The organism is Pseudodesulfovibrio aespoeensis Aspo-2 (assembly GCF_000176915.2).
In the GTDB taxonomy this organism is placed as follows: domain Bacteria; phylum Desulfobacterota; class Desulfovibrionia; order Desulfovibrionales; family Desulfovibrionaceae; genus Pseudodesulfovibrio; species Pseudodesulfovibrio aespoeensis.
In genome coordinates this window covers 3,255,348-3,278,270 of record NC_014844.1, presented here as the reverse complement: position 1 = coordinate 3,278,270, position 22,923 = coordinate 3,255,348, and the positions used below count along the sequence as shown (strand labels likewise).

Sequence of the window (22,923 nt, the reverse complement as noted above, 5' to 3'; positions counted from 1 at the left end):
TGACCATGATTATTTCCCAGATTGCAGGGTACGCTGTTATCGTACGTTTGTGAAAGTCGTGTCAAGCGGTTTTTTCCGGCGCAAGGGTGACGTTCGCGCATCAGGCAGTGGTGTTGGAAAAGCTAGAATAGTTCGCGATTTTTTCTAGACTCGGAGGCCGGGAAAGGGGCCTTTTTAAGGTGGTTTTCCGGTGGATTGCATTGTTCACGAGATTGTTTCCCGCTGAGGTCAAAAAACGCTTGCACTGGGCTCGAAAATTACACTAAGAAACATGGTAATACTGAGTGGTCAGACCCTGTCAGACGGCCTCAAAACCCCTGTTTATGGCAGAGTGGAGCTGAATTGTCCTTGGCAGGGAGGGAAAACGCCCCTTGTCAGGGGTGAAAGTGGTGAGCTTGTTAAAAAATTCACTTTCACGTTGACAAGGGGGTTGCAGTCTTGGTAATCCGAAATTCCCATCCAACACACAAGGGTGGAGCAATTTTTGTTTAGGTAGAGGACGTCGGTTATTGTGAATAATAAAACCCTATTTAGGAGGAGAAGTTATGCCGACCTTTGTTAACCCGGAAAAATGTGACGGCTGCAAGGGTGGCGAAAAGACCGCTTGCATGTACATTTGCCCTAACGATCTGATGATCCTGGATGCCGACGCGATGAAGGCATACAACCAGGAGCCGTCTGCGTGCTGGGAATGTTACTCCTGCGTGAAGATTTGCCCCCAGGGCGCTATTGAAGCCCGTCCGTACGCCGACTTCGCCCCCATGGGTGGTACCTCCATCCCGATGCGCTCCGCTGAAGACATCATGTGGACCGTCAAGTTCCGCAATGGCAACGTGAAGCGTTTCAAATTCCCCATCCGCACCACCCCTGAAGGTTCCATCAAGCCCTTTGAGGGCAAGCCCGAGCCGACCGACCTCGAAAACGAGCTGCTCTTCACCGAGACCGCGCTGGTCGCCCCCAAGGCCGCCATCAGCGAGCAGGCTGCCGTTACCGAGGCTGATCTGAAGAAAGAGTGGAAGGCGGAAGACTACGCGAACCTCGTGTAATTCACGGGCGCTTGCGTTGATTTGTCGTTTTTTGACTGCTTGAAACAAGAATAATCCTAGGAGGAAATTATGCCTCTGCTTCCCAGCAAAGAAGCTTCCAAAGGTGTGGCACTGGCCGAGCCGGTAATCGTCGAGAAACACGTCGATCTCCTGCTCGTCGGTGGTGGTATGGGTAACTGCGGCGTGGCTTTCGAGGCCATGCGCTGGATCCAGAAGGTTGACCCCAGCCTGACCCTGGAAATGGTTGACAAGGCTGCCCTCGAGCGCTCCGGCGCCGTGGCCCAGGGCCTGTCCGCCATCAACACCTACATCGGCGCCAACGAAGTGGACGACTACGTCCGCATGGTCCGCACCGACCTCATGGGCCTGGTTCGCGAAGACCTGATCTTTGACGTGGGCCGCCACGTTGACGATTCCGTCCACCTCTTCGAAGAATGGGGCCTCCCCGTCTGGGTCAAGAAGGACGGCAAGAACGTTGACGGCGGCAAGGCCAAGGCCGAAGGCCTGGCCATCCGCAAGGGTGCCGAGCCGGTCCGTTCCGGCCGCTGGCAGATCATGATCAACGGTGAGTCCTACAAGTGCATCGTGGCCGAGGCCGCCAAGAACGCCATCGGCGAGGACCGCTACGTTGAGCGTGTCTTCATCGTCAAGATGCTCCTGGATGCCAAGCAGCCCAACCGCATTGCCGGTGCCGTCGGCTTCTCCACCCGCGAGAACAAGGTGTACGTCTACACCTGCAACGCCTGCGTCGTCGCCTGCGGCGGCGCTGTCAACGTCTACCGCCCCCGCTCCACCGGTGAGGGCATGGGCCGCGCCTGGTACCCGGTTTGGAACGCTGGTTCCACCTACACCATGGTTGCCCAGGTCGGCGGCGAGATGACCATGATGGAAAACCGCTTCGTGCCCGCCCGCTTCAAGGACGGTTACGGTCCGGTCGGCGCTTGGTTCCTGCTCTTCAAGGCCAAAGCCACCAACTACAAGGGTGAGGACTACTGCGTCACCAACCGCGCCATGCTGAAGCCTTACGAGGATCGCGGCTACGCCAAGGGTCACATCATCCCCACCTGTCTGCGCAACCACATGATGCTCCGTGAAATGCGTGAAGGCCGCGGCCCGATCTTCATGGACACCAAGACCGCCCTGCTGAACACGGTCAACGGCGACCTGACCGGTCCCGAGTGGAAGCACCTCGAGTCCGAGGCTTGGGAAGACTTCCTCGACATGTGCGTCGGCCAGGCCAACCTGTGGGCCGCCACCAACTGCGCTCCCGAGGATCGCGGTTCCGAGATCATGCCCACCGAGCCGTACCTCCTGGGTTCCCACTCCGGCTGCTGCGGTATCTGGTGCTCCGGTCCGGACGAGTCCTGGGTTCCTGAGTCCTACAAGATCAAGGCCGACAACGGCAAGGTCTACAACCGCATGACCACCGTCAACGGTCTCTGGACCTGTGCAGACGGTGTCGGCGCTTCCGGTCACAAGTTCTCCTCCGGTTCCCATGCTGAAGGCCGCATCGTCGGCAAGCAGATGGTCCGCTGGTGCGTTGACCACAAGGACTTCAAGCCCACGCTGAAGGAAAAGGCTGCCGACCTGGCCAAGGAAATCTACCAGCCCTGGTACACCTACGAGGCCCACAAGGGCGGTTCCACCGACCCGGTCGTCAACCCGGCCTACATCACCCCGCACAACTTCATGATGCGCCTTGTCAAGTGCACCGATGAGTACGGCGGCGGCGTTATCACCCTGTACATGACCTCCAAGGCTCTGCTGAGCACCGGCTTCTGGCTGCTCGGCATGATGGAAGAAGACTCCAAGAAGCTCGCGGCTCGTGACCTGCACGAACTGATGCGCTGCTGGGAGCAGTATCACCGCCTGTGGACCGTCCGCCTGCACATGCAGCACATCGAGTTCCGCGAGGAATCCCGTTACCCGGGCTTCTACTACCGCGGCGACTTCATGGGCCTGGACGATACCAAGTGGAAGTGCTTCTGCAACTCGAAGTACGATCCCGCCACTGGCGTGACCACTATCTTCAAGAAGCCCTACGTCAAGATCATCCCCGACGCCTAAGCTGCATAGGTAGTGATCGACCCGTGACCGCGGGCCCCCGGCCCGCGGTCACTTTCCCATCTGCCGGGGCTAAAATGGTCTGAATCCGGGCCGGGATGCCGCTCCCGGTCCGGGTTTAGGCCATTTTTTGGCTGAGCCTCAACATTATTCGGGAGGAATGAAGAGAATGTCGAATAACAGTATTCTCGTTGTAGGCGGAGGGTTCGCAGGAATCACCGCCGCCCTCGAAGCTGCCGAAGTGGGCTACGAGGTGTACATCGTTGAAACCAATCCCTACCTCGGTGGACGGGTTGCGCAGCTCAATCAGTATTTCCCGAAGCTGTGTCCCCCGTCCTGCGGTCTGGAGATCCAGTTTCAACGCATCAAGAACAACCCCAAAGTCAAGGTCCTGACCATGGCCAGCGTGACGTCTGTTTCCGGTTCCGCCGGCAACTACGATGTCATGATCACGCAGCGTCCGCGCTACGTGAACGAGCGCTGCACCGCCTGCGGCGACTGCGAGAAGGCCGCTTCCACCACAGTCTCTTCCGAGTTCGATTTTGGTGTCGGCACCCGCAAGGTTGCCTACAAGACCCATCCGTTCATGTTTCCCATGCGCTACGTGGTGGACGCGGACAACGCGTCCGATTCCGAGCTGGCTGCCATCAGGGACGCCTGCAAGTATGACGCGGTTGACCTCGACGATGCGGCCAAGACCGTGGAGCTCAAGGTCGGTGCCATTGTCGTGGCCACCGGCTGGAAGCCCTATGATGTCGCCAACCTGACCAACCTCGGCGGCGGCAAGCTCAAGAACGTGGTCACCAATATGCAGTTTGAGCGGCTGGCGGCCCCCAACGGCCCTACCGGCGGCAAGATCCTGCGCCCTTCCGACGGTGTCGAGCCCAGGAAGATCGCCTTTGTCCAGTGCGCCGGTTCCCGCGACCAGAACCATCTCAACTACTGTTCCTATATCTGTTGCATGGCTTCCCTGAAGCATGTCCGCTACGTCCGCGAGCGCAGTGACGCCAATGTCACGGTCTTTTACATCGACCTGCGCACTCCGGGCCGCTACGACAAGTTCAAGGTCATGACCGAGGCGGACGACAAACTGACCCTGGTCAAGGGCAAGGTTGCCGCCATCGTGCAGGACGCTGCAGGCAACCCCGTGGTCACTGTGGAGAATGCCATCACCGGCATCAAGACCGAAGAGAAGTTCGACATGGTGGTCCTCGCCACCGGCATGCAGCCGAGCATCGCGGGCCTCAGGGTCCCTGCCGGCGCTGTCGATGCCGACGGTTTTGTCATTGACGGCGATGGCATCATCGCCGCCGGTTGCGCCAAGCAGCCCTTTGACGTCATGAAGACTGCCCAGTCCGGCACCGCCGCCGCGATGCGGGCAATCAAAACCGTGGTAGGGAGGTAACCAATGGCTGAAAAGCTTGGAGTATATATCTGTGGAGGCTGCGACATCGGAGCGAGTCTCGATGTCGACGCCCTGGCCCAATTCGCAGCCGGAGGCAAGCACTCCGCTGCGGTCGCGGTGGCCAAGTCCAACCCGGTGCTGTGCAGCCCCGAGGGCAAGGCCCAAATCGAAGCCGATGTCGCTGAACACGGTCTGGACGGTGTGGTCTGCTGCGCCTGTTCGCCCCGCGCCAAGTGGGACGTGTTCAAGTTCGGCTCCAAAATCCAGGTGGAGCGGGTCAACCTGCGCGAGCATTGCGTGTGGTCCTTCCAGAACGACCCGGCCTTCCCTGGCCAGATGGAAGTCATCGCCAAGGATTACATCAACATGGGAATCTCCAAGCTCACCAAGAGCCGGATTCCCAATCCTGAAATTACTGACGCCTTCAAGACTGTGCTGGTGGTCGGCGGCGGCTACGCGGGCCTGAACGCCGCGCTCAACGTCGCCAGCTTGGGCTACCCGGTGGTCCTGGTCGAGAAATCCGACACCCTGGGCGGCAAGGCTGCCACCATGTACAAGTCGTTCCCCCTGTCCGGCTCCTTTGGTGACAAGACCCAGGAGATCGGCGTCAAGGAACTGATCGCCGATGTGCAGGCCAACGACAAGATCAAGGTCATCACCGGTGCCACGGTCGAGTCCCTGGCCGGAGCCCCGGCCAAGTACAAGGCCACCATCGCCGGTGCCGAATACGAGATCGGCGCTGTGGTCATGGCCACCGGCTGGGTGCCTGGCAAGGGCAAGTTCCTGGCCCCGCTCGGCTACGGCAAGATCAAGAACGTGGTCACCACTGCCGAGTTCGAGGCCATGGCCAAGAATGGCGGCATCAAGACCGCTGCAGGCAAGACCCCGTCCTCCGTGGCCTTCATCGTGGACACCAGCCTGCTCATGAAGGGCATCAACTACGATGCGTGCGGCGCAGCCTGCGCAGCCCCGGAAGACATGCCCTGCAAGGAAGACCAGCCCGCCGACGCGTCCGACGCGTGCGAGGTCTTCGCGTACGAGGACAAGGAATCCGCCAAGCACCTGGCCTACAGCTCGGAGCTGACCTCCCTGGTCGCGCTCAAGCAGGCCAACTACGTGCGCGAACTGGCTCCCGACGCCGTGGCCTACATCATCTACGACCACATGATGGTGCCGGGCATCAACGAGAAATACTACCAGACCGCCCAGGACGATCCGGGCGTCATGCTGACCAAGGGCACTGTCACCGCAGTCGAGGAAGCGGGCGGGGAAGTGGTCGTCAAGGCCAAGAACACCCTGCTTGGCGACGACATCGCCATCTACGCCGACATCGTTGTGGTGCCCACGGCCATCGTGCCCACCACGGCGGCTGATCCGGTCATGAACTTCGTCTACCGCCAGGGTCCGGCCTTCCCGGATCTGGAGCTGTTCGACGGGTTTGCGGACTCCAACTACATCTGCTTCCCCTACGAGACCCGCCGTACCGGCGTCTACGCCGCCGGTTGCGTGCGCCAGCCCATGGGCCTGGGTCTCGCCGCCGAGGACGCGGCCGGAGCCGCCCTCAAGGCGATCCAGTGCATCGAGTCGGCCAACCGGGGCATGTCCGTGCATCCCCGCTCGGGCGACCTGAGCTTCCCGGAGTTCAACTTCATGCGCTGCACCCAGTGCAAGCGGTGCACCGAGGAGTGCCCGTTCGGCGCGCTGGATGACGACGAGAAGGGAACGCCGATGCCCAACCCGACCCGCTGCCGCCGCTGCGGCACCTGCATGGGTGCCTGCCCGGAGCGTGTCATCTCCTTTGCCAACTACGGCATCGACCAGATCGGTTCGGCCATCAAGGAAGTCAAGGTACCCGACACCCTGGACGCTGGCGGCCCGCGCGTCATCGTCCTGGTCTGCGAGAACGACGCCTACCCGGCGCTGGACATGGCCGCCATGCGCGGACGCAACTGGAGCCCCTATGTGCGCTTCCTGTCGGTGCGCTGCCTCGGCTCGGTCAACGCCATCTGGGTGGCCGATGCCATGAGCAAGGGCGTTGACGGCCTGATGCTGTTGGGCTGCAAGTTCGGCGACGACTACCAGTGCCACTTTGTCAAGGGCTCCGAGCTGTGCAACCGCCGCAAGGAGAACATCGCCGAGTCTCTGGGCCGCCTCGGTGTCGAGCCCGAACGCGTCGAGCAGTACGAGGTTTCCATCGACATGTACGACAAGGTACCCGACATGATCGATGCATTCGTCTCGAATATTGTCACCAACTTCGGCCCCAACCCGTTCAAGGGCTACTAGGAGGTACGGAATGTCCAACACCGTAAAGGTACAACCGGACCTTAAGTTCGTGAAAGAGTTGCAAGCCGTCGGCGGCGACTCTTTGAAGAAATGCTACCAGTGCGCCACTTGCTCGGTTGTCTGCCCGCTTTCGCCGGACGACAACCCCTATCCCCGCAAGGAGATGGTCTGGGCCCAGTGGGGTCTCAAGGACCGCCTGGTCAATGATATAGACATCTGGCTGTGCCACAACTGCGGCACCTGCTCCGACCTGTGCCCGCGCGGTGCCAAGCCGGGCGACCTGCTCTCGGCGCTTCGCAACATGGCCTACCGCAACCTGGGCCCGCTGCCCCTCATTGGCAAGTGGATGAGCAGCCCGGCGGGACTGCTGCCTCTGGCAGCCATCCCGGCCCTGCTCTACGGCATCATCTGGGTGGTCATGGCCGGCAAGGTCGGCTCGTTCCTGCCCCGCTTCGAGTGGGACGCGGCGAACCATGCCTGGATTCCGGCTGCTGACGGCAAGATCGTCTTCGGCGGTCTGTTCCCCGGCGACTACACCATCGACCCGGTCTTCATGCTCGTGTTCGCGTTCATGGTCTGGGCGTTCTTCGCCGGTGTTCGCAACATGCTCAAGGCGTTCGACTCCCAGCCCAAGACGTTCATCGTGGGCCGCAAGTCCGCCCCGACCATGCTCCAGGCGCTGATCGACACCGTGCAGTACGAAATCCTGCAGCACACCCAGTTCAACGACTGCAACGCTGCCGATGCCGACGAACTGGACGTGAAGCGCGCCCAGGGCCACCGCTGGCTCATGTTTGCCTTCATCGCCCTCCTGATCGTCACCGGCACCGTGGCCGCAGGCCACTGGGGCGGCTGGCTGCTCCGGGCCCTGGGCATCACCGGCCTGGGCGACATCGTGTCCGCCATCGGCCACACCCCGATGCCGTTCTACCACCCGATCAAGCTGCTGGCCCTGTTCGGCGCGGGTCTGGGCGTGTACGGTCTCGTGGCGCTGACCCGGCGGCGGGTCAACCTGGATGCTGCCAAGCAGTCCTCCAGCTGGTATGACTGGTACCTGATCACCCTGGTCTGGGTCATCTTCGGCACCGGCATCGGCGCCATGATCTTCCGGGTCGTCGGGGCCGAGGTGCTTGCCTACCCGACCTATTACGTACACCTGATCGCGGTCTTCATGATGCTTGCGTACCTGCCCTGGTCCAAGCTGGGCCACCTCGTGTACCGTACTGTGGCACTGTCCTACGCCAAGAAGATTGGCCGCATCCCCATGGGCGCCGACAGATAGTCGTCCGGGTGAACATACTTAAAGAAGCTTACTTAGTTAAGGAGGCATCAAATGGCTGAAGCTAAGGTATTCCCCATGAACTCTTTTGTGTCTGTTCTGCGCGGCGACGCCGCTGACCAGACTCAACTCGATATGCTGGCATACATCACCCAGGCCGAGACCCTTGACGCGGAGTTCGCCCCGGTGGCGCAGTCCCTGTCCAAGGCCTGGATCTATGAGCAGGAGCCCGGCCTGACCAAATACGCCGAGGGCGACATCGCCAAGCTCGGCAACCAGGTCAAGATCGAAGCCCTGCCCGAGGGCGAGGCAGCCCGCGCCAGGAAGGTGCTGGCCGTGCTCGGTGCCCTGAAGGCCGAGAACGAAGCCCTCAAGGCCCAGGTGGTCGCCCTGACCGCCGAGAAGGCTGATCTGGCCGCCAAGATCGGCCCGCTGGAGGCCCAGGCCAAGACCGTGGCCGCTCAGAACGCGGCTGGCGAGCAGAAGGTCACCGTGGCCTCCAGCAAGCTGGACGAGATGAGCAAGAAGCTCACCGACCTGATGGCCGAGGTGGAGAAGGTCAAGAGCCAGGGCGTGGTTGTCGCCGGTGTTGCCGGTGGCGCAGGCGCAGGTGCCGCCGCCTCTGCCGACATGTCCACCGGTCCCCAGGTGGGCGGCGAGCCCGAAGCCGACTTCGGCCTCGGCGGCGACGCCTTTGGCGGCGACACCTGGTAAGCGCCAGTTTCGTCCGCGCCTGATCGATCGCATCATCAAGGCCCCTGCACCCCGCGTGCAGGGGCCTTTTGCGTGTGGTGGAATGATGGGCCGGGTGTTGAGTCAGGGCTTGGCCGCCAGAGGGCGGCAGGGAGGGCGGCAGGGAGGGCGGCAGCAGAATCCGCAGCCAGCGGATACCCTTGGCGTACAACGGTTAAGCGCGTGTCGCGGGTGACGTATGAATTGCAGGTTTTCATGCGTTTGACATTACTCTTCGATTTATATATTGTCTATTCTGTCGAAGTGGCGTTTTACCGTGACCAGTTGTCTCAACAAGTTGATTTCAATCACTGAAGTCAAAACTAAAGAATGCTTCGCTGTTAACCGGGAAAAATGGCAATGTATATTGTTGTATTTGCGTTCGATACATTGTCAACTCACATCTAGTGCATGACTAAACTCTTGTTGCAGCAAGCATTGCATAGAAAAGTTGCAGTCTGCCGGACGTGCGCCACTGCGCGAGGCCATGCACTGTTCCCCGGCGACCGGCGGCCGGCAGCGCCCAGGTCTACTTCCTCTCCCACCGCGTTCCGGGGCCTTCGCGACCGTTACCCGGTGCTCTGAGCCTCCCGCCCCTGCAAGTGTTTTCTGGCTGGCCCAGAAACAATCTGGCCCAGAACAGTCCGCCCCTGCCCAATCATTCATGGAGAATCATATGGAAAAAATACGTGTTGAAGGATTGTACAAGATATTTGGTCCCAATCCGCAAAAAGCCATGGGCCTGTTGCGGCAGGGGCAGGACAAGGACTCGGTCCATGAGCAAACCGGCATGAACGTGGGCGTGGACAACGCCTCCTTCTCCATCGAGGCCGGGGAGATATTCGTGATCATGGGGCTGTCCGGGTCGGGCAAGTCCACCATCGTGCGGCTGCTCAACCGGCTCATCGAACCCACGGCGGGCACGGTGTTTGTGGACGGCCAGGACGTGACCGCCATGGGCCACGACGAACTGGTCACCTTTCGTCTGCATAACATGAGCATGGTCTTTCAGTCCTTTGCCCTGATGCCGCATCTCAATGTGCTCGACAACGCGGCCTTTGGGCTGGAACTGGCCGGGGTGGGGCGCGAGCAGCGCTACGGGCGCGCCCGCGAATCCCTGGCCCAGGTGGGGCTGGCCGGGTGGGAGGAGTCGTATCCCAAGGAGCTGTCGGGCGGCATGCAGCAGCGGGTCGGCCTGGCCCGCAGTCTGGCCGTGGACCCGGACATCCTGCTCATGGACGAGGCGTTCTCGGCCCTTGATCCGCTCATCCGCACCGAGATGCAGGACGAGCTGCTCAAGCTCCAGGAGGAGCATAAGCGGACCATTGTCTTCATCTCCCACGATCTGGATGAGGCCCTGCGCATCGGCGACCGCATCGCCATCATGGAAGGGGGCCGGGTGGTCCAGGTGGGCACGCCAGAAGAAATCCTGCGCAACCCGGCGGACGACTATGTGCGCGCCTTTTTCCGCGGGGTGGACCCCACCGGGGTCATCTCGGCTGGTGATATCGCCCGCGACAGCCACCCCACGGTCATCAGGGCCAAGCAGGGCAGCCTGCGGGCCGTGCACGAGATCATCAGCGGCAGCGACCGAGACTACGCCTACATCCTCGACCCCAAGCGGCGGTTCCTGGGCGTGGTTTCTGCGGATTCCATCGGTGAGTGCATGGAGCGCGGCGCTCCGGATTCGCCCCTGGATCAGGCCTTCATCGAGGGCGCTGTTCCGGTGGTCATGACCGACAACATGCAGGACATTCTGCCCCTGGTCGCCTCGCGGCCATACCCGATCCCGGTGGTGGACGCCGATGGCAAATACAGGGGCGTGGTGTCCAAGAACCGGTTCCTCAGGACACTGCACCGCACTGAGCAGGAGATGTCGGCCCCGGCATAGGCCGGTTGTTCGAAGATGTCCGGGTACGTCGTCGCACCGCGCGACGCACACGCACATTCTCGAGCAGCCCCATCCCTCAATTCAATCGCCTGTCACGGCACAGGAGCGCATATGTTTGAAGAACAAGTCATTCCCCTCGATCTTTGGGTGTCAAACGGCGTCGATTGGCTGGTCACGAACCACCGCGACATTTTCCAGGCCCTCAAGTGGCCGGTGGAGCAGACCCTCAACGGCCTTGACGCTGGCCTCAACGCCCTGCATCCGCTCATGGTCATCGCGGCGGTGGTGTTTGTCGCGTGGCGGTTCGTGGGCAAGCGCATGGCGGTCTTCACCCTGGGGTCCATGGTCCTCATCGGCCTGCTCGGCCTGTGGGAGGATTCCATGACCACCCTGGCCATGGTCCTGTCGTCAGTGGTCTTCTGCTTCGTGGTCGGCATCCCACTGGGCATCGCCGCAGGCCGTAGCGACCGGTTCGAGTCGGCCCTGCGTCCAGTGCTCGACGCCATGCAGACCACCCCGGCCTTTGTCTATCTCGTGCCCATCGTGATGCTGTTTTCCGTGGGCAACGTGGCCGGGGTGCTGGCCACCATCATCTTTGCCCTGCCGCCCATCATCCGGCTGACCAGCCTCGGCATCCGGGGGGTTCACCCCGAACTGATCGAGGCTGCCCAGGCCTTTGGGGCCACCCGGACCCAGGTGCTGCTGCGGGTGCAGGTGCCCCTGGCCATGCCCACCATCCTGGCCGGGCTCAACCAGACCATCATGATGGCCCTGTCCATGGTCGTCATCGCCGCGCTCATCGGCGCGGGCGGACTCGGCTCGCCCGTGGTGCTCGGCCTCAACACCCTGGACATAGGCCGGGCGGTCATCGGCGGTCTGGGCATCGTGCTCATGGCCATCATTCTCGACCGCATCACCCAGTCCATGGCCCGGAGATAACGCGCTGCCAGTAAGGCGGTGTTCAACCCCCACCATCAGGAGGACATATGAAACTGAAGAAGATCCTGCTCGCCGCGGCCTGCGTGCTCGCGCTGGCATCCACGGCCCCGGCCTCTGCCGACAAACCCGGCCAGGGCGTGACCGCAAGCCCGGCCAGGGCCACCTGGAATACCGGCTTCTTCCAGGAGGCGCTCGTGCGCCGCGGCCTCGAAGAGCTTGGCTACACGGTCAAGAAGCCCAAGGATCTCGCCAATCCCCTGGCCTACACGTCCATCGCCCTGGGCGATCTGGACTACTGGACCAACGGTTGGTTCCCCATGCACGAGGCCCAGCTGCCGGGCGATTTCGCGGCCAAGGCAGAACTCGTCGGATATGTGGCCAAGGCTGGCGGACTCCAGGGGTATCTGGTCTCCAAGAAGCATGTCGAGGAGTTCAATATCAAGTCCCTGGACGACTTCAAGCGCCCGGAAGTGATCAAGGCGTTCGACTCCAACGGCGATGGCAAGGCCGACCTGACCGCCTGCCCTGCGGGCTGGGGTTGCGAAAAGGTCATTGACCATCACATGGACGCGTATGGCCTGCGCGACTTCATCAACCCGGTCAAGGCCTCCTACGAGGCGGGCATGGCCAATGCCGTGGGCGCGTACAAGAGCGGAAAGCCGGTCTTCTTCTACACCTGGACCCCCAACTGGACCACCTTCAAGTTCAAGCCCGGTGTGGATGTCATGTGGATCAACGTGCCCGGCATCAAGCCGAGCGAGGCCCAGAAATCCGCCGTGGATCGCATGACCGTCGCTGGTGTCGAGGGCGCGGTCTCCGACCCCATCGAGCTCGGTTTCGTGGTTTCGGACATCCGGATTGTCGCCAACAGCCGGTTTCTCAACGACAACCCGGCGGCGCGGAAGTTCTTCGAGGACTTCACCCTGCCCCTTGCCGACATCAATGCGCAGAACGCCCGCATGAACGAGGGCGAGAAGTCCCAGAAGTTCATCGAAACGCATGTCGATGCATGGATCGCCGCAAACAAGACCACCTGGGATGGCTGGCTCAAGGCGGCGCGCGACGCGGCCAAGTAGCCCGGCGGCAGACCCCTGGAACACCATCCCAGGGGAGTGACGAAAGCCCGGTGCCAGGGGCGGAGCACAGGCTCCGGCCCCGGCTTTTGCGTGTCGCTCCCGGCACATGGGCTATAACGCGTTGGTCGGAGTCACGCCTGTTGCTTGGGTGAATCAACACCTTGGGCCAGCGCATGGCGAATGGCGCGCGGCGGTTGAGTGTTCTGTCAGAACAAAGTTTCGAATTGCTGCAATTGTCAGAAACTTTGATCGCCAGCACGTGTGCGGCGGCGAGGATTAGACATTTTTCTGCAAATGGGGTAGGGATATTCGTCCTGTCCCACACATGTACCGCCTCTGGCGGGCCGGCCCGTTGTGGCGGCGATCGTGCTGCATGGAAAAACTGGTGTTTTTTACTTTCTGCCCGGATAGTTATGGCAAAGCTCATTCTTGACGACATCTGTGTGCGCTTTGGCGGTTTGCAGGCGCTGACAGACGTTTCATTCTCCCTGACCGAGGGCGAGGTGGTGGGGCTGATCGGCCCCAACGGAGCCGGCAAGACCACGGTCTTCAACGTCATCACCGGCGTGTACAAGTCGTCTTCGGGCAAGGCGACCTATGACGGCAGGCAGATTACCGGATTGCGGCCCTTTCAGGTCCTGTCCATGGGCATTGCCCGCACCTTTCAGAACATCCGGCTTTTCCAGAACATGACCGCCCTTGAGAACTGCATGGTGGCGCAGCACAGCCGCTCTGGCGCGGGCGTGGTTGGTGCCATCCTGCGCAGCCCGGCCCAGCGCCGCGAAGAGGCGCGCATTCAGGCCAAGGCTCAGCAGGCGCTCGACTTCATGGGCCTTGGCGACCGGGCGGACGAGATCGCGTCCAACCTGCCCTACGGCCATCAGCGCAGGCTCGAGATCGCCCGCGCCCTGGCCAGCGAGCCGCAGACCATCCTGCTCGACGAACCTGCCGCGGGCCTGAACCCGTCGGAGTCCATGGAGCTGATGCAGTCCATCGGCCACATTACCGAGCTTGGCATCAACGTGCTCATGGTGGAGCACGACATGAAGGTCGTCATGGGCATCTGCAACCGCATCGTCGTGCTTGACCACGGTGTAATGATCGCCGAGGGGCGGCCTGAGGAGATTCAGCGCAACCCCGACGTGATTGAGGCATATCTGGGCCAGTAGAGAGGCTGGTCTCAACCGCAACAACGGAGAGAGTGTCAATGAAAAGGTTATTCGTACTTGGAGTGGCCCTGGCCGCTCTGGCCCTGGTCCTGGCGGGCTGCGGCGGCGGTGAGGAGAAAAAGGCAGATCAGATCCTCAAGATCGGAACCCTGTCCCCCCTGACCGGTCCCTATGCCGCTGACGGCAACGACATCAAGCAGGGCACCGAGGCCGCCGTGGCGGTCATGAAGGCCCAGGGTGGCATTCCGGGCTATACCGACATCGTCGTGGTGCCCACCGACTCCGCCTGCGATCCCAAGCAGGCCGTGGCCGCCGCCAACAAGCTGATCAACGACAAGGTTCCCGCCGTCATCGGCGCCTATTGCTCCAGCGCAACCATCCCGGCCTCCGAGACCCTGGCCGAGGAAAACATCATCATGATCACCCCGGCCTCCACCAGCCCCACCGTCACCGAGCGCGGGCTGCCCTACATGTTCCGCACCTGTGGCCGTGACGACCATCAGGCCCCGGCTGCCGTCAAGTTCATGAAGGAAGTCGAGAACGTCAAGACTGTCTTCATCGTGGACGACAAGACTACCTACTCCCAGGGCATGGCCGACGGCGTGGCCGCTGCCGCCAAGGAAGCGGGCATCGAGGTGCTCGGTCACGACCACGTCAACCAGGGCGACAAGGACTTCTCCGCCGTCCTGACCATGGTCAAGGACAAGAACCCCGACCTCTTCTACATCTCCCTGCAAAACTCGTCCTCGGGTGCCACCATGGTCATCCAGGCCCGCCGCATGGGCATCACCGCCATCCTCATGGGCCAGGACGCCGTGTACCATCCCAAGCTCATCGAGTTTGCCAAGGCCGATTCCGAAGGCATGTTCTGCACCTTCGGCGACATCGACACCGACACCCAGGGCTACAAGGACTTCAAGGCCAACTACTCGTCCAAGTACTCCGAGCCCGGCGCGTACTCCGCCTACTCCTACGACTCGGCCATGGCCTACATGCTGGCCGTCAAGGCCGCTGGCACCACCGATCCGGCCAAGGTGCGCGAGGAGCTGCTCAAGCTCTCCTTTGACGGCGCGTCCAAGAAGGTCAGCTACGACGAGAAGGGCGACTCCGGCTCCAACTACACGGTCTACCAGGTCAAGGACGGCCAGTTCGTCCCCTACTGGAACTCCCTGACCGGCCAGAAGTACTAGCCCGCAAGGACACCTGCAACTTCGAGAGCGGAGCCCTGCGCGCGCAGGGCTCCGCCACTCCTGGAACCTCATGGATTATTTCATTCAGCAATTCATCAACGGGTTGACGCTGGGCGGCGTGTACGCGCTCATCGCCCTGGGCTACACCATGGTCTATGGCATCATCCAGCTCATCAACTTCGCCCATGGCGAGTTCTTTGCCGCAGGCGGCTACATGGGCGTCATCTTCATCTCCTGGCTGGCGGCCCAGGGCGTGCACCCCTACCTTTGCCTGGGCATCGGGCTGGTCCTGGCCATGCTCTATTGCGCCCTGCTGGCCATGGCCGTGGAGCGGCTGGCCTATCGCCCCCTGCGCCAGGCCTCGCGCCTGGCCGTGCTCCTGTCCGCGCTGGGCATGTCCATTTTTTTGCAAAATGGCCTGATGCTCACCCAGGGCCAGTACGACGTGGCCTATCCCACCGAGATCACGGCGGGCGGGTTCCAGCTCGGCGGGCTCTATATCTCCTACATGCAGTGCCTGATCGTGGCCCTGACCGCCTTCCTGCTGCTGGCCCTCAACCTCCTGGTCTTCAAGACGCGCATCGGCAAGGCCATGCGCGCCACGGCCCAGGACAAGGTCATGTCCGCCCTGGTCGGCATCAACGCCAACCACATCATTGCCCTGACCTTTGCCATTGGCGCAGGCTTGGCCGCTGCCGCGGGCATCATGGTCGGCCTGTATTACGGCACGGTCAGCTATTCCATGGGCTTTGTGCCCGGCATCAAGGCCTTTGCCGCAGCCGTGCTCGGCGGCATCGGCAACATCACCGGGGCCATGCTCGGCGGGCTCATCATCGGCATGGTCGAGATCTTTGCCGCAGGATACATCTCCGGCGAGTACAAGGACGTGTTCGCCTTCGTCATCCTGATCGCAGTGCTCTACTTCAAGCCCACCGGCATCATGGGAGAGAACGTTGACGATACAAGAGTCTAAGCGATTGTGGATCGGCCTTGGCATCGGGCTTTTCTGGTTCCTGATGCTGCTGTGGCCGCTGCTGGGCATCAGGCCCGAAGGGTTGCAATTTTCCGAGACCTGGGCGGTCTTCAGCCGGATCGCGGTGGCTGCGGTGGTTATCGTGGCCATCTATCACGCCCACCGATTGGGCAGGCTCGACTTCATCGGCACGCCCCTGGCCAAGGCGCGCGACGCGGTGCGCAGCGGCTACGAGAATGCCCCCACCTGGGCGCTCCTGGCCGTGGTTCTGGTCGCGGCCCTGATTTACCCCCAGTTCGCGGGCCGCTACGGCAACGATGTGGCCATCTCGGTGCTCATCTACATCTGTCTGGGCCTGGGCCTGAACATTGTCGTGGGGCTGGCCGGACTGCTCGACCTCGGCTACATCGCCTTCTACGGGGTGGGCGCCTACGCCTATGCGCTGCTCAGCCTGCATTTCGGCCTGTCGTTCTGGGCCTGCCTGCCCGTGGCCGCGCTCCTGGCCGCCATCTCCGGCTGCATCATCGGCTACCCGACCTTGCGCATGCGCGGCGATTATCTGGCCATCGTCACCCTGGGGTTCGGCGAGATCGTGCGCCTGATCCTCAACAACTGGATGTCCCTGACCAACGGTCCCAACGGCATCCTGGCCATTCCCCGGCCCGAGCTGTTCGGGTTCGGCTTTGCCTCGCTCTCCTCGCTCTATTACGTCATTCTCGGCATCGCCGTGTTCACCGTGCTGGCGGTCTACCGGCTCAATTTTTCGCGCATTGGCCGCGCCTGGGAGGCCATCCGCGAGGACGAGACCGCTGCCGAGCTGATGGGCGTGAACACCTTTCTTCTCAAGCTCTTGGCCTATGCCATGGGCGCGACATTCGCCGGGCTGGCCGGGGCGTTCTTTGCCGCGCGCATGCGCTTTGTCGGCCCGGAGTCGTTCACCTTTCTTGAATCGGCCATGGTCCTGGCCATGGTCGTGCTCGGCGGCATGGGCTCCATCCCCGGCGTCATCCTCGGCGTGCTGGCCCTGGTGGCCCTGCCCGAGCTTTTCCGCGATTTCGAGCTCTACCGCATGCTCGTGTTCGGCGGGGTCATGTGCACCATGATGCTCATCCGCCCGGCAGGGCTGTGGCCCGCCAAGCGCGTGGGCCGCAGGTCCGAGGAGATGGAGTAGGGAGAGGCCGGAGTTGGGCGCGCCTTGGGCAAATGACAATGAATGAAGAAAACGGCGCGTCCGAACCTTGGCTGGCCACAGCCCTGCCAGCGCCATTTACCCAAAAAGTTTTGGAAGGTGCTTAGGAAACCTTTTTCAAAAGGTTTCCTAAGCCGCCGGAGGCATTCCCCAATGGATCAAGACAGGCAGCCCATCCTCGAACTGCGAAACGTGGTCTCGGCCTATGGCCGGATCAGGGCGCTCAAGGGCATATCGATCAAGGTGTATGACGGCGAGATCGTGACCATCATCGGGGCCAACGGCGCGGGCAAATCCACCACGCTGATGACCATGTGCAACGTGGTCAGGGCGGCGGAGGGCGACATCTTCTACCGGGGCGAGCGCATCAACGATGTCGCGCCCGACATCCTGCCCACCCGGGGGCTGTGTCAGGTGCCGGAAGGCAGGCGCATCTTCCCCAGGCTCACGGTGACCGAGAACCTCGACATGGGCGCTTTTTTCCGCCGCGATCAGGCGGGCATCAAGGACGACCGCGAGCGGGTGTACGAGCTGTTTCCCAAGCTGCGCGAGCGGCGCAAACAGCAGGGCGGCACGCTCTCGGGCGGCGAGCAGCAGATGCTGGCCATGGGCCGCGCCCTGATGTCGCGGCCCAAGGTGCTGCTGCTGGACGAGCCGTCCATGGGGCTGGCCCCGCTGCTGGTCAAGCAGATCTTCGAAATCATCGCCACCATCAACGGCCAGGGCGTGACCGTGGTCCTGGTGGAGCAGAACGCTAATCTGGCGCTCCAGTGCGCCCAGCGCGGCTATGTTCTTGAAACCGGCTCAGTGGTCATGGAGGACGAGGCTTCGGCCCTGCTGGCCAACCCCGACATCCGCAAGGCATACCTCGGCGAATAGGGCGCAAGGCACGGCAAAGCCCCCTTCGGACCAAGGTCTGAAGGGGGCTTTGCCGTGCTCGCCACAACGCGCACGAAGGCCCGGACAACGCGGTGGCTGTCCGGGTTTCGCAGAAAGGGGGGCGGCGGCTAGATGTAGTCGCCCCGGTTGAACTTGAACCGCTCGGTGGCGGCCATGGCGTCCAACTCATCGACAATGGACTTCAGGCCCGGGTGAGTGGAGGCCAGGTCGGGCTCGTCGGTCCTGATGGCTTCCACGCCCGACGCGATCTCGTCCAGAGTGCCGTAGGCGGCCTTGAGGCTGGCCCCGGAGGTCTGGAGGGTCGCGGCGTAGCTGTCCCACTTGTCGAGGATGGATTCAACCTGTCCGGCAACGGCTGCCCCGGTCTTGTCCACGGACTGGACCTGGTCGAGCGCGCCTGTGGCGAGCAGGGGGTTCGCCATCAGGGGCGGCATAACAGCCGCGGCAGCCGTCGGGGATTCCCCCCTGGCCACTTCCTGATTGAGGAACTCCCCAAAGGCCTGACCGGGCGTGGACTGGGTGGCTGTCCTCCGCTGCGTCTGTTCCGGCTGTATGCCCTCGATCTGATCAGGACGGATCTTCATGGTTCTCACTCCTATCCTGTGGTTTGCCTGCATTGATGCAAGGAGCCTGCCAAGGTGGCTTTATACGCTATCATGCCGGAATTGATTGCTTTGATCCGTAGACAGTGGGAAAAAAATGCCGTATCCACGGGGACGGCCACCCTCTGTGGGTTGGATGGTAATGCACAAGAAAAAGGTTGTCTATCCTGGCGCGCTCTGGCAGAAAATAAATGGAAGATACCGTTTATTCCGGCCCTGTGGGCGCGCGTTGCGCGATGGGGGCCTCAGGTCAGGTAACAGCAAGCCAAGGAGAATGACAATGGCCAATGTCAAGAGAGTGTTGTGCGCGGTTGATTTTTCGGACTACAGCCCCAGGGTTGCGGAGTACGCCAACCTGATCGCGGGCTGCTCCGGCGGCACAGTGGTAGTGCTTTATGTGGCGCCTTCCTTGAGCCAATATGTGGGCTTTCATGTGCCGCCCAGCTCCATAGAGAACTTCGTGGGCGAGATCGTCACCGGGGCCGAGGACACCATGACCGAGTTCGTCAAGGACAACTTCAAGGATCTGACCACCGTGGGCAAGGTGGTCACCGGCTACCCAGCCGAGGAGATCCTGTCCATCGCCGAGGCCGAGAAGTGCGACATGATCGTCATGGGCACCCATGGCCGCAAGGGCATCGACCGCATCCTGTTCGGCTCCGTGGCCGAGAAGGTGGTCAAGTCCTCCAAGGTTCCGGTGCTGACCGTCCGGCCCAGCTAGCCTGCGTTCCCCTTTACGGGGGCGGGTAAAGATTATAAGGGAACGGCTCAGGCCGTTCCTTTTTTTGCCGACAGGGGATTCGGCGGCTGCGGTCGATCCAGACACCATTTGGGGAGGGGGTACCCATGAAAGACTTCAGCGTCCGTCCCGAGATACGCGATTTCGAGCCGTACACGCCGGGGCTGACCATCGAGAGGATCAAGGAGCTCTACGGGCTCGACACGGTCATCAAGCTGGCCAGCAACGAGAATCCGCTGGGCGCCTCGCCCGTGGTCCAGAAGGTCATCGCCCGCCACGCGGCCCGCACCTTCCGCTATCCCGAGAACCATTCGCCCCGGCTGGTGGCCGAGATCGCCCGGTCCGTGGGCGTGCCCGCCGAGTGCGTGGTGGTGGGCAACGGGTCTGACGAGATCATCGACATGCTCTTTCGCATCCGGGCCGTTCCGGGCAAGAGCAACGTGGTCTGCTACGAGCACTGCTTCTCCATGTACCGCATGTGCGCCCAGCTGACCGGCGTGGAATACCGCGAGGTGCAGAGGGGCGCGGATTTCGAGCTGCCGCTGGACAAGATGGCCGAGGCTGCGGACGAGAACACCATCATGGTTTTCGTCACCAGCCCGGACAACCCCACCGGACAGGCCGCAGGCGTCGAGGACCTCTCGGTGCTGGCCGGGGTGCTGCCGCCCGACTGCCTGCTGGTGGTGGACGAGGCGTACATTGATTTCGTCTGGCCGCCCGAGTCCTACACCCCGGTCCAGGCCTTTGACCGGTTCGAGAATCTGGTGGCGCTGCGGACCTTCTCCAAGGCCTACGGGCTGGCCGGGCTGCGCGTGGGCTTTGGCATCATGCCGCCCTCAGTGGCCGCGCACATGAAGAACTCCCGCATCCCCTTCACGGTCAACCTGCTGGCCGAGGAAGCGGCCATCGCTGCCCTGGACGACGACACCTTCTACAACGAGACCCTGGCCGTGGTCATGCATGGCCGCGAGTATTTCCTGAACGAGCTGCCCCGCCTCGGCTGCCGGGTGTGGCCCAGCCAGGCCAACTTCGTCATGTTCGAGCCGCCCATGCCCGCCCGGCAGGTGTTCGAGTCGCTGCTCAAGCGCGGCATCATCGTCCGCCCGCTGGCCAGCTTCGGCCTGGGGGCCATGATCCGGGTCAATGTGGGCACCGATGGCGAGAACCGGGCCTTCCTCGCCGCCCTGGCGGAGATTCTCGGTGCATAGCCCGCTCATCGTCACCATCGACGGCCCGGCTGGCGTGGGCAAATCCACGGTGGCCAAGCGGCTGGCGCGCGCCTTGTCCATCCCGTATCTCGATACCGGGGCCATGTTCCGGGCCATTGCCCGGCGGCTGGGCCAGGGGGCTTGGGAGCGCGGCGAGGCCGAGCTGGCGTCGGTGCTGGCCGGGATGGTCTTTTCCCTGTCCGGCATCGGCGAGGATTCGGTCCTCACCCTGGACGGCGCGCCCATCGGCGACGAGGTGCGCACCGAGCAGGTGGGCATGTGGGCCTCGAACATCGCCACCTTGCCCGTGGTCCGGGCCAGTCTCAAGACGGCCCAGCAGGCTCTGGGCGAGCGTTTCTCCCTGGTGGCCGAGGGCCGCGACATGGGCACCGTGGTCTTCCCGGCCGCGCACCGCAAGTTCTTCCTCGACGCCACCCCGGACGAGCGCGCCCGGCGGCGTTTCCGGCAGCTCACGGACATGGGCCAGCCCGCCGATCTCGACGAGCTGCGCGACCAGATCGCCCGGCGCGACCACCAGGACCGCAACCGGGCCGAGGCCCCGCTCCGGCCCGCGCCCGACGCCGTGATTGTCGACACCACCAGCCTGACCATCGACGAGGCCTTCGCGGCCCTGGTCCGGGGTGTGCGCGCCTGATTCCGATTGGCTGATACCGGTCGCCTGATTCCGGGCGCGAAAAGACCGCCTCCCCCGCAGAATTTCACATGGGGGAGGCGGTCTTTTCGTGGGCCTGATTCTGGCGGTTGTGCTGTCAACTGTTCCGATTTTCCGCCAGCCCCTCGGCGCAGGCGACTGCCGAGGCAAAGGCCCAGTGCAGATTGTAGCCGCCCAGGTGGCCGGTGACGTCCAGGGTCTCGCCGATGACGTGCAGGCCGGGCACGGTGGTGCATGCAAAGGTCTTGGACGAGATGCAGGAGGTGTCCACGCCGCCCACGGTCACCTCGGCCTTGGCATAGCCCTCGGTGCTGGCGGGCGTGACGCTGAAGCGGTGGACGCGGTTGGCGGCCACCTCGATCTGCCGCTTGCTCAGCTGGCTGACCTCGGTGGCGGCCAGAGACTCGGACAGGATGGCGGACGGCAGCCGCTTGGGCAGCTCCTGGCTGAGCAGGGTGCGCAGTTGCATGGTGGAGGTGCGGTTCGCTTCCACCAGATCGGCCACGGACATGCGGGGCAGGAAGTCGATGATCACCGGGTCGCCCTCGCGCCAGTGGGACGATATCTGGAGCGTGGCCGGGCCGGAGATGCCCTTGTGGGTGAAGAGCAACGCGTCGGTGAAGCGCGCGCCGTTGCACTCGATGGTCACGTCCAGGGCGTTGCCGGCCAGGGATTCGCACAGTTCGCGCTCGTCCCTGGCAAAGACCAGGGGGACCAGCCCCGGCTTGGGCCTGACCAGGGGCAGGCCGAACTGCCCGGCCAGCCGGAAGCCGAGGTCCGTGGCTCCCACCTGGGGCCACGACGGGCCGCCCAGGGCGATGACCAGGGCGTCCGCCTTGAATATCTCGCCCCCGGTGTTGACCCGGAACGGGCCGGGGCCGTCCACGGCCTCGATGGTCCGGCCCAGGAGCATGTCCACGCCGAGCTTGTGGCAGCGGTCCACCAGGATGCCGGCCAGATGCCCGGCCCCCTTGAGGGTGAAGAGCTGGCCGTGCTCGCGCTCCTCAAAGGTCACGCCGTGCTCGGTGAAAAAGGTGATCACGTCCCACGGAGAGTGGCGGGCCAGGGCTGATTTGACGAAGTGGGGATTGGCGCACAGGTAGTTGGCGGGCGTCACGTCGAGGTTGGTGAAGTTGCACTTGCCCCCGCCCGAGACGCGGACCTTGCGGCCAGGCTTGTCCGCGTGGTCGATGATGGCGACCCGCAGGCCGCGCATGGCCGCGTGCATGGCGCAATACAGGCCTGAAGCCCCTGCGCCCAGAATGATGACATCAAAGTGTGCTGGTGTTGACATGGCGCGACACTAACAGGGAAGGTCCGTATGGGCCAGAGGGCAAAACCGCCTTTTCAAGCAGCACGGATTCTGCTAGGAAGGAAGTTCGACCAAGCAAAAGAGGAGGATGTGGCTATGATTGGTTTCTTCTGGTTTTTCCTGGGCCTGGGCATGACCATCGCCGCGCTGGTGATGATCAAGGTCAGCACCCCCAACGAGAAGTAGTCGGCAGACGGCTGTCATCGTCACCCGGTCACGGGCGGCGCGATGCAAAGTTTTTGCCGGGAGA

19 protein-coding genes are annotated in these 22,923 nt (G+C 62.8%); 17 read left to right on the top strand and 2 right to left on the bottom strand.

The window, feature by feature from the left end; genetic code table 11:
* Window positions 1-545: 545 nt before the first annotated feature.
* The 14 genes from aprB (at window position 546) to DAES_RS15150 (ending at window position 18,118) form a co-directional block, all read left to right on the top strand.
* Window positions 546-1,046 (top strand): adenylyl-sulfate reductase subunit beta, encoded by a 501-nt coding sequence (gene aprB / locus DAES_RS15215; RefSeq protein ID WP_013515928.1) that lies wholly within the window; start codon window positions 546-548, stop codon window positions 1,044-1,046.
* Between the two features lie 69 nt (window positions 1,047-1,115).
* Window positions 1,116-3,113, top strand: a complete 1,998-nt coding sequence (gene aprA / locus DAES_RS15210; protein ID WP_013515927.1) for an adenylyl-sulfate reductase subunit alpha — start codon at window positions 1,116-1,118, stop codon at window positions 3,111-3,113.
* A gap of 166 nt (window positions 3,114-3,279) precedes the next feature.
* A complete protein-coding gene (locus DAES_RS15205; RefSeq protein WP_013515926.1) occupies window positions 3,280-4,515 on the top strand; it encodes a CoB--CoM heterodisulfide reductase iron-sulfur subunit A family protein in 1,236 nt (411 codons plus the stop codon).
* 3 nt (window positions 4,516-4,518) lie between these two features.
* Window positions 4,519-6,801, top strand: coding sequence for a hydrogenase iron-sulfur subunit (locus tag DAES_RS15200; protein WP_013515925.1), 2,283 nt, complete (start codon window positions 4,519-4,521; stop codon window positions 6,799-6,801).
* 10 nt (window positions 6,802-6,811) lie between these two features.
* On the top strand, window positions 6,812-8,083 hold the full coding sequence (gene qmoC, locus DAES_RS15195; RefSeq protein WP_013515924.1) for a quinone-interacting membrane-bound oxidoreductase complex subunit QmoC: 1,272 nt from the start codon (window positions 6,812-6,814) through the stop codon (window positions 8,081-8,083).
* Window positions 8,084-8,134: 51 nt separating this feature from the next.
* On the top strand, window positions 8,135-8,794 hold the full coding sequence (locus tag DAES_RS15190) for a hypothetical protein (RefSeq protein ID WP_013515923.1): 660 nt from the start codon (window positions 8,135-8,137) through the stop codon (window positions 8,792-8,794).
* A gap of 694 nt (window positions 8,795-9,488) precedes the next feature.
* On the top strand, window positions 9,489-10,703 hold the full coding sequence (proV, locus tag DAES_RS15185; protein WP_013515922.1) for a glycine betaine/L-proline ABC transporter ATP-binding protein ProV: 1,215 nt from the start codon (window positions 9,489-9,491) through the stop codon (window positions 10,701-10,703).
* 111 nt (window positions 10,704-10,814) lie between these two features.
* Window positions 10,815-11,642, top strand: a complete 828-nt coding sequence (locus DAES_RS15180) for an ABC transporter permease (protein WP_013515921.1) — start codon at window positions 10,815-10,817, stop codon at window positions 11,640-11,642.
* A 47-nt stretch (window positions 11,643-11,689) separates the two neighbouring features.
* A complete protein-coding gene (gene proX / locus DAES_RS15175) occupies window positions 11,690-12,718 on the top strand; it encodes a glycine betaine/L-proline ABC transporter substrate-binding protein ProX (RefSeq protein ID WP_013515920.1) in 1,029 nt (342 codons plus the stop codon).
* A gap of 413 nt (window positions 12,719-13,131) precedes the next feature.
* On the top strand, window positions 13,132-13,887 hold the full coding sequence (locus tag DAES_RS15170) for an ABC transporter ATP-binding protein (protein ID WP_013515919.1): 756 nt from the start codon (window positions 13,132-13,134) through the stop codon (window positions 13,885-13,887).
* A 38-nt stretch (window positions 13,888-13,925) separates the two neighbouring features.
* Window positions 13,926-15,077, top strand: coding sequence for a branched-chain amino acid ABC transporter substrate-binding protein (locus DAES_RS15165; RefSeq protein WP_013515918.1), 1,152 nt, complete (start codon window positions 13,926-13,928; stop codon window positions 15,075-15,077).
* Window positions 15,078-15,147: 70 nt separating this feature from the next.
* Window positions 15,148-16,050 (top strand): branched-chain amino acid ABC transporter permease, encoded by a 903-nt coding sequence (locus DAES_RS15160; protein ID WP_013515917.1) that lies wholly within the window; start codon window positions 15,148-15,150, stop codon window positions 16,048-16,050.
* The gene (locus tag DAES_RS15155; RefSeq protein ID WP_013515916.1) at window positions 16,031-17,221 is read left to right on the top strand and encodes an ABC transporter permease subunit; all 1,191 of its coding nucleotides are present in this window, start codon (window positions 16,031-16,033) and stop codon (window positions 17,219-17,221) included. Before DAES_RS15160 ends, DAES_RS15155 begins: the two co-directional genes overlap by 20 nt.
* A 171-nt stretch (window positions 17,222-17,392) precedes the next feature.
* Entirely contained in the window at window positions 17,393-18,118 is a 726-nt protein-coding gene (locus DAES_RS15150) for an ABC transporter ATP-binding protein (RefSeq protein ID WP_013515915.1), read from the top strand.
* Between the two features lie 128 nt (window positions 18,119-18,246).
* Here DAES_RS15150 and DAES_RS15145 read toward each other — a convergent pair whose 3' ends face one another.
* A complete protein-coding gene (locus DAES_RS15145; protein ID WP_013515914.1) occupies window positions 18,247-18,723 on the bottom strand; it encodes a hypothetical protein in 477 nt (158 codons plus the stop codon).
* Window positions 18,724-19,021: 298 nt separating this feature from the next.
* Between DAES_RS15145 and DAES_RS15140 the strand changes: the two genes are divergently transcribed.
* From DAES_RS15140 to cmk, 3 genes are all read left to right on the top strand, one after another.
* Window positions 19,022-19,462 (top strand): universal stress protein, encoded by a 441-nt coding sequence (locus DAES_RS15140; protein ID WP_013515913.1) that lies wholly within the window; start codon window positions 19,022-19,024, stop codon window positions 19,460-19,462.
* 125 nt (window positions 19,463-19,587) lie between these two features.
* Window positions 19,588-20,688, top strand: a complete 1,101-nt coding sequence (gene hisC, locus DAES_RS15135; protein ID WP_013515912.1) for a histidinol-phosphate transaminase — start codon at window positions 19,588-19,590, stop codon at window positions 20,686-20,688.
* Entirely contained in the window at window positions 20,681-21,343 is a 663-nt protein-coding gene (gene cmk, locus DAES_RS15130; RefSeq protein ID WP_013515911.1) for a (d)CMP kinase, read from the top strand. The genes hisC and cmk overlap by 8 nt, the downstream gene beginning before the upstream one ends.
* Window positions 21,344-21,458: 115 nt before the next feature.
* On the opposite strand, the gene DAES_RS15125 is transcribed toward cmk, so the two are convergent.
* Window positions 21,459-22,655 carry a BaiN/RdsA family NAD(P)/FAD-dependent oxidoreductase gene (locus DAES_RS15125; protein ID WP_013515910.1) on the bottom strand — a complete coding sequence of 399 codons (1,197 nt, stop codon included), beginning with the start codon at window positions 22,653-22,655 and terminating at the stop codon, window positions 21,459-21,461.
* Window positions 22,656-22,923 lie beyond the last annotated feature (268 nt).

Excerpts from the sequence above, each read along its gene's own strand:
- DAES_RS15140 (WP_013515913.1), top strand. The coding sequence starts at position 19,022 with ATGGCCAATGTCAAGAGAGTGTTGTGCGCGGTTGATTTTTCGGACTAC.
- aprB (WP_013515928.1), top strand. The coding sequence starts at position 546 with ATGCCGACCTTTGTTAACCCGGAAAAATGTGACGGCTGCAAGGGTGGC.
- DAES_RS15200 (WP_013515925.1), top strand. The coding sequence starts at position 4,519 with ATGGCTGAAAAGCTTGGAGTATATATCTGTGGAGGCTGCGACATCGGA.
- DAES_RS15125 (WP_013515910.1), bottom strand. The coding sequence starts at position 22,655 with ATGTCAACACCAGCACACTTTGATGTCATCATTCTGGGCGCAGGGGCT.
- hisC (WP_013515912.1), top strand. The coding sequence starts at position 19,588 with ATGAAAGACTTCAGCGTCCGTCCCGAGATACGCGATTTCGAGCCGTAC.
- DAES_RS15170 (WP_013515919.1), top strand. The coding sequence starts at position 13,132 with ATGGCAAAGCTCATTCTTGACGACATCTGTGTGCGCTTTGGCGGTTTG.
- DAES_RS15180 (WP_013515921.1), top strand. The coding sequence starts at position 10,815 with ATGTTTGAAGAACAAGTCATTCCCCTCGATCTTTGGGTGTCAAACGGC.
- DAES_RS15150 (WP_013515915.1), top strand. The coding sequence starts at position 17,393 with ATGGATCAAGACAGGCAGCCCATCCTCGAACTGCGAAACGTGGTCTCG.
- DAES_RS15165 (WP_013515918.1), top strand. The coding sequence starts at position 13,926 with ATGAAAAGGTTATTCGTACTTGGAGTGGCCCTGGCCGCTCTGGCCCTG.
- DAES_RS15145 (WP_013515914.1), bottom strand. The coding sequence starts at position 18,723 with ATGAAGATCCGTCCTGATCAGATCGAGGGCATACAGCCGGAACAGACG.
- DAES_RS15205 (WP_013515926.1), top strand. The coding sequence starts at position 3,280 with ATGTCGAATAACAGTATTCTCGTTGTAGGCGGAGGGTTCGCAGGAATC.
- proV (WP_013515922.1), top strand. The coding sequence starts at position 9,489 with ATGGAAAAAATACGTGTTGAAGGATTGTACAAGATATTTGGTCCCAAT.
- qmoC (WP_013515924.1), top strand. The coding sequence starts at position 6,812 with ATGTCCAACACCGTAAAGGTACAACCGGACCTTAAGTTCGTGAAAGAG.
- DAES_RS15160 (WP_013515917.1), top strand. The coding sequence starts at position 15,148 with ATGGATTATTTCATTCAGCAATTCATCAACGGGTTGACGCTGGGCGGC.
- proX (WP_013515920.1), top strand. The coding sequence starts at position 11,690 with ATGAAACTGAAGAAGATCCTGCTCGCCGCGGCCTGCGTGCTCGCGCTG.
- DAES_RS15190 (WP_013515923.1), top strand. The coding sequence starts at position 8,135 with ATGGCTGAAGCTAAGGTATTCCCCATGAACTCTTTTGTGTCTGTTCTG.
- aprA (WP_013515927.1), top strand. The coding sequence starts at position 1,116 with ATGCCTCTGCTTCCCAGCAAAGAAGCTTCCAAAGGTGTGGCACTGGCC.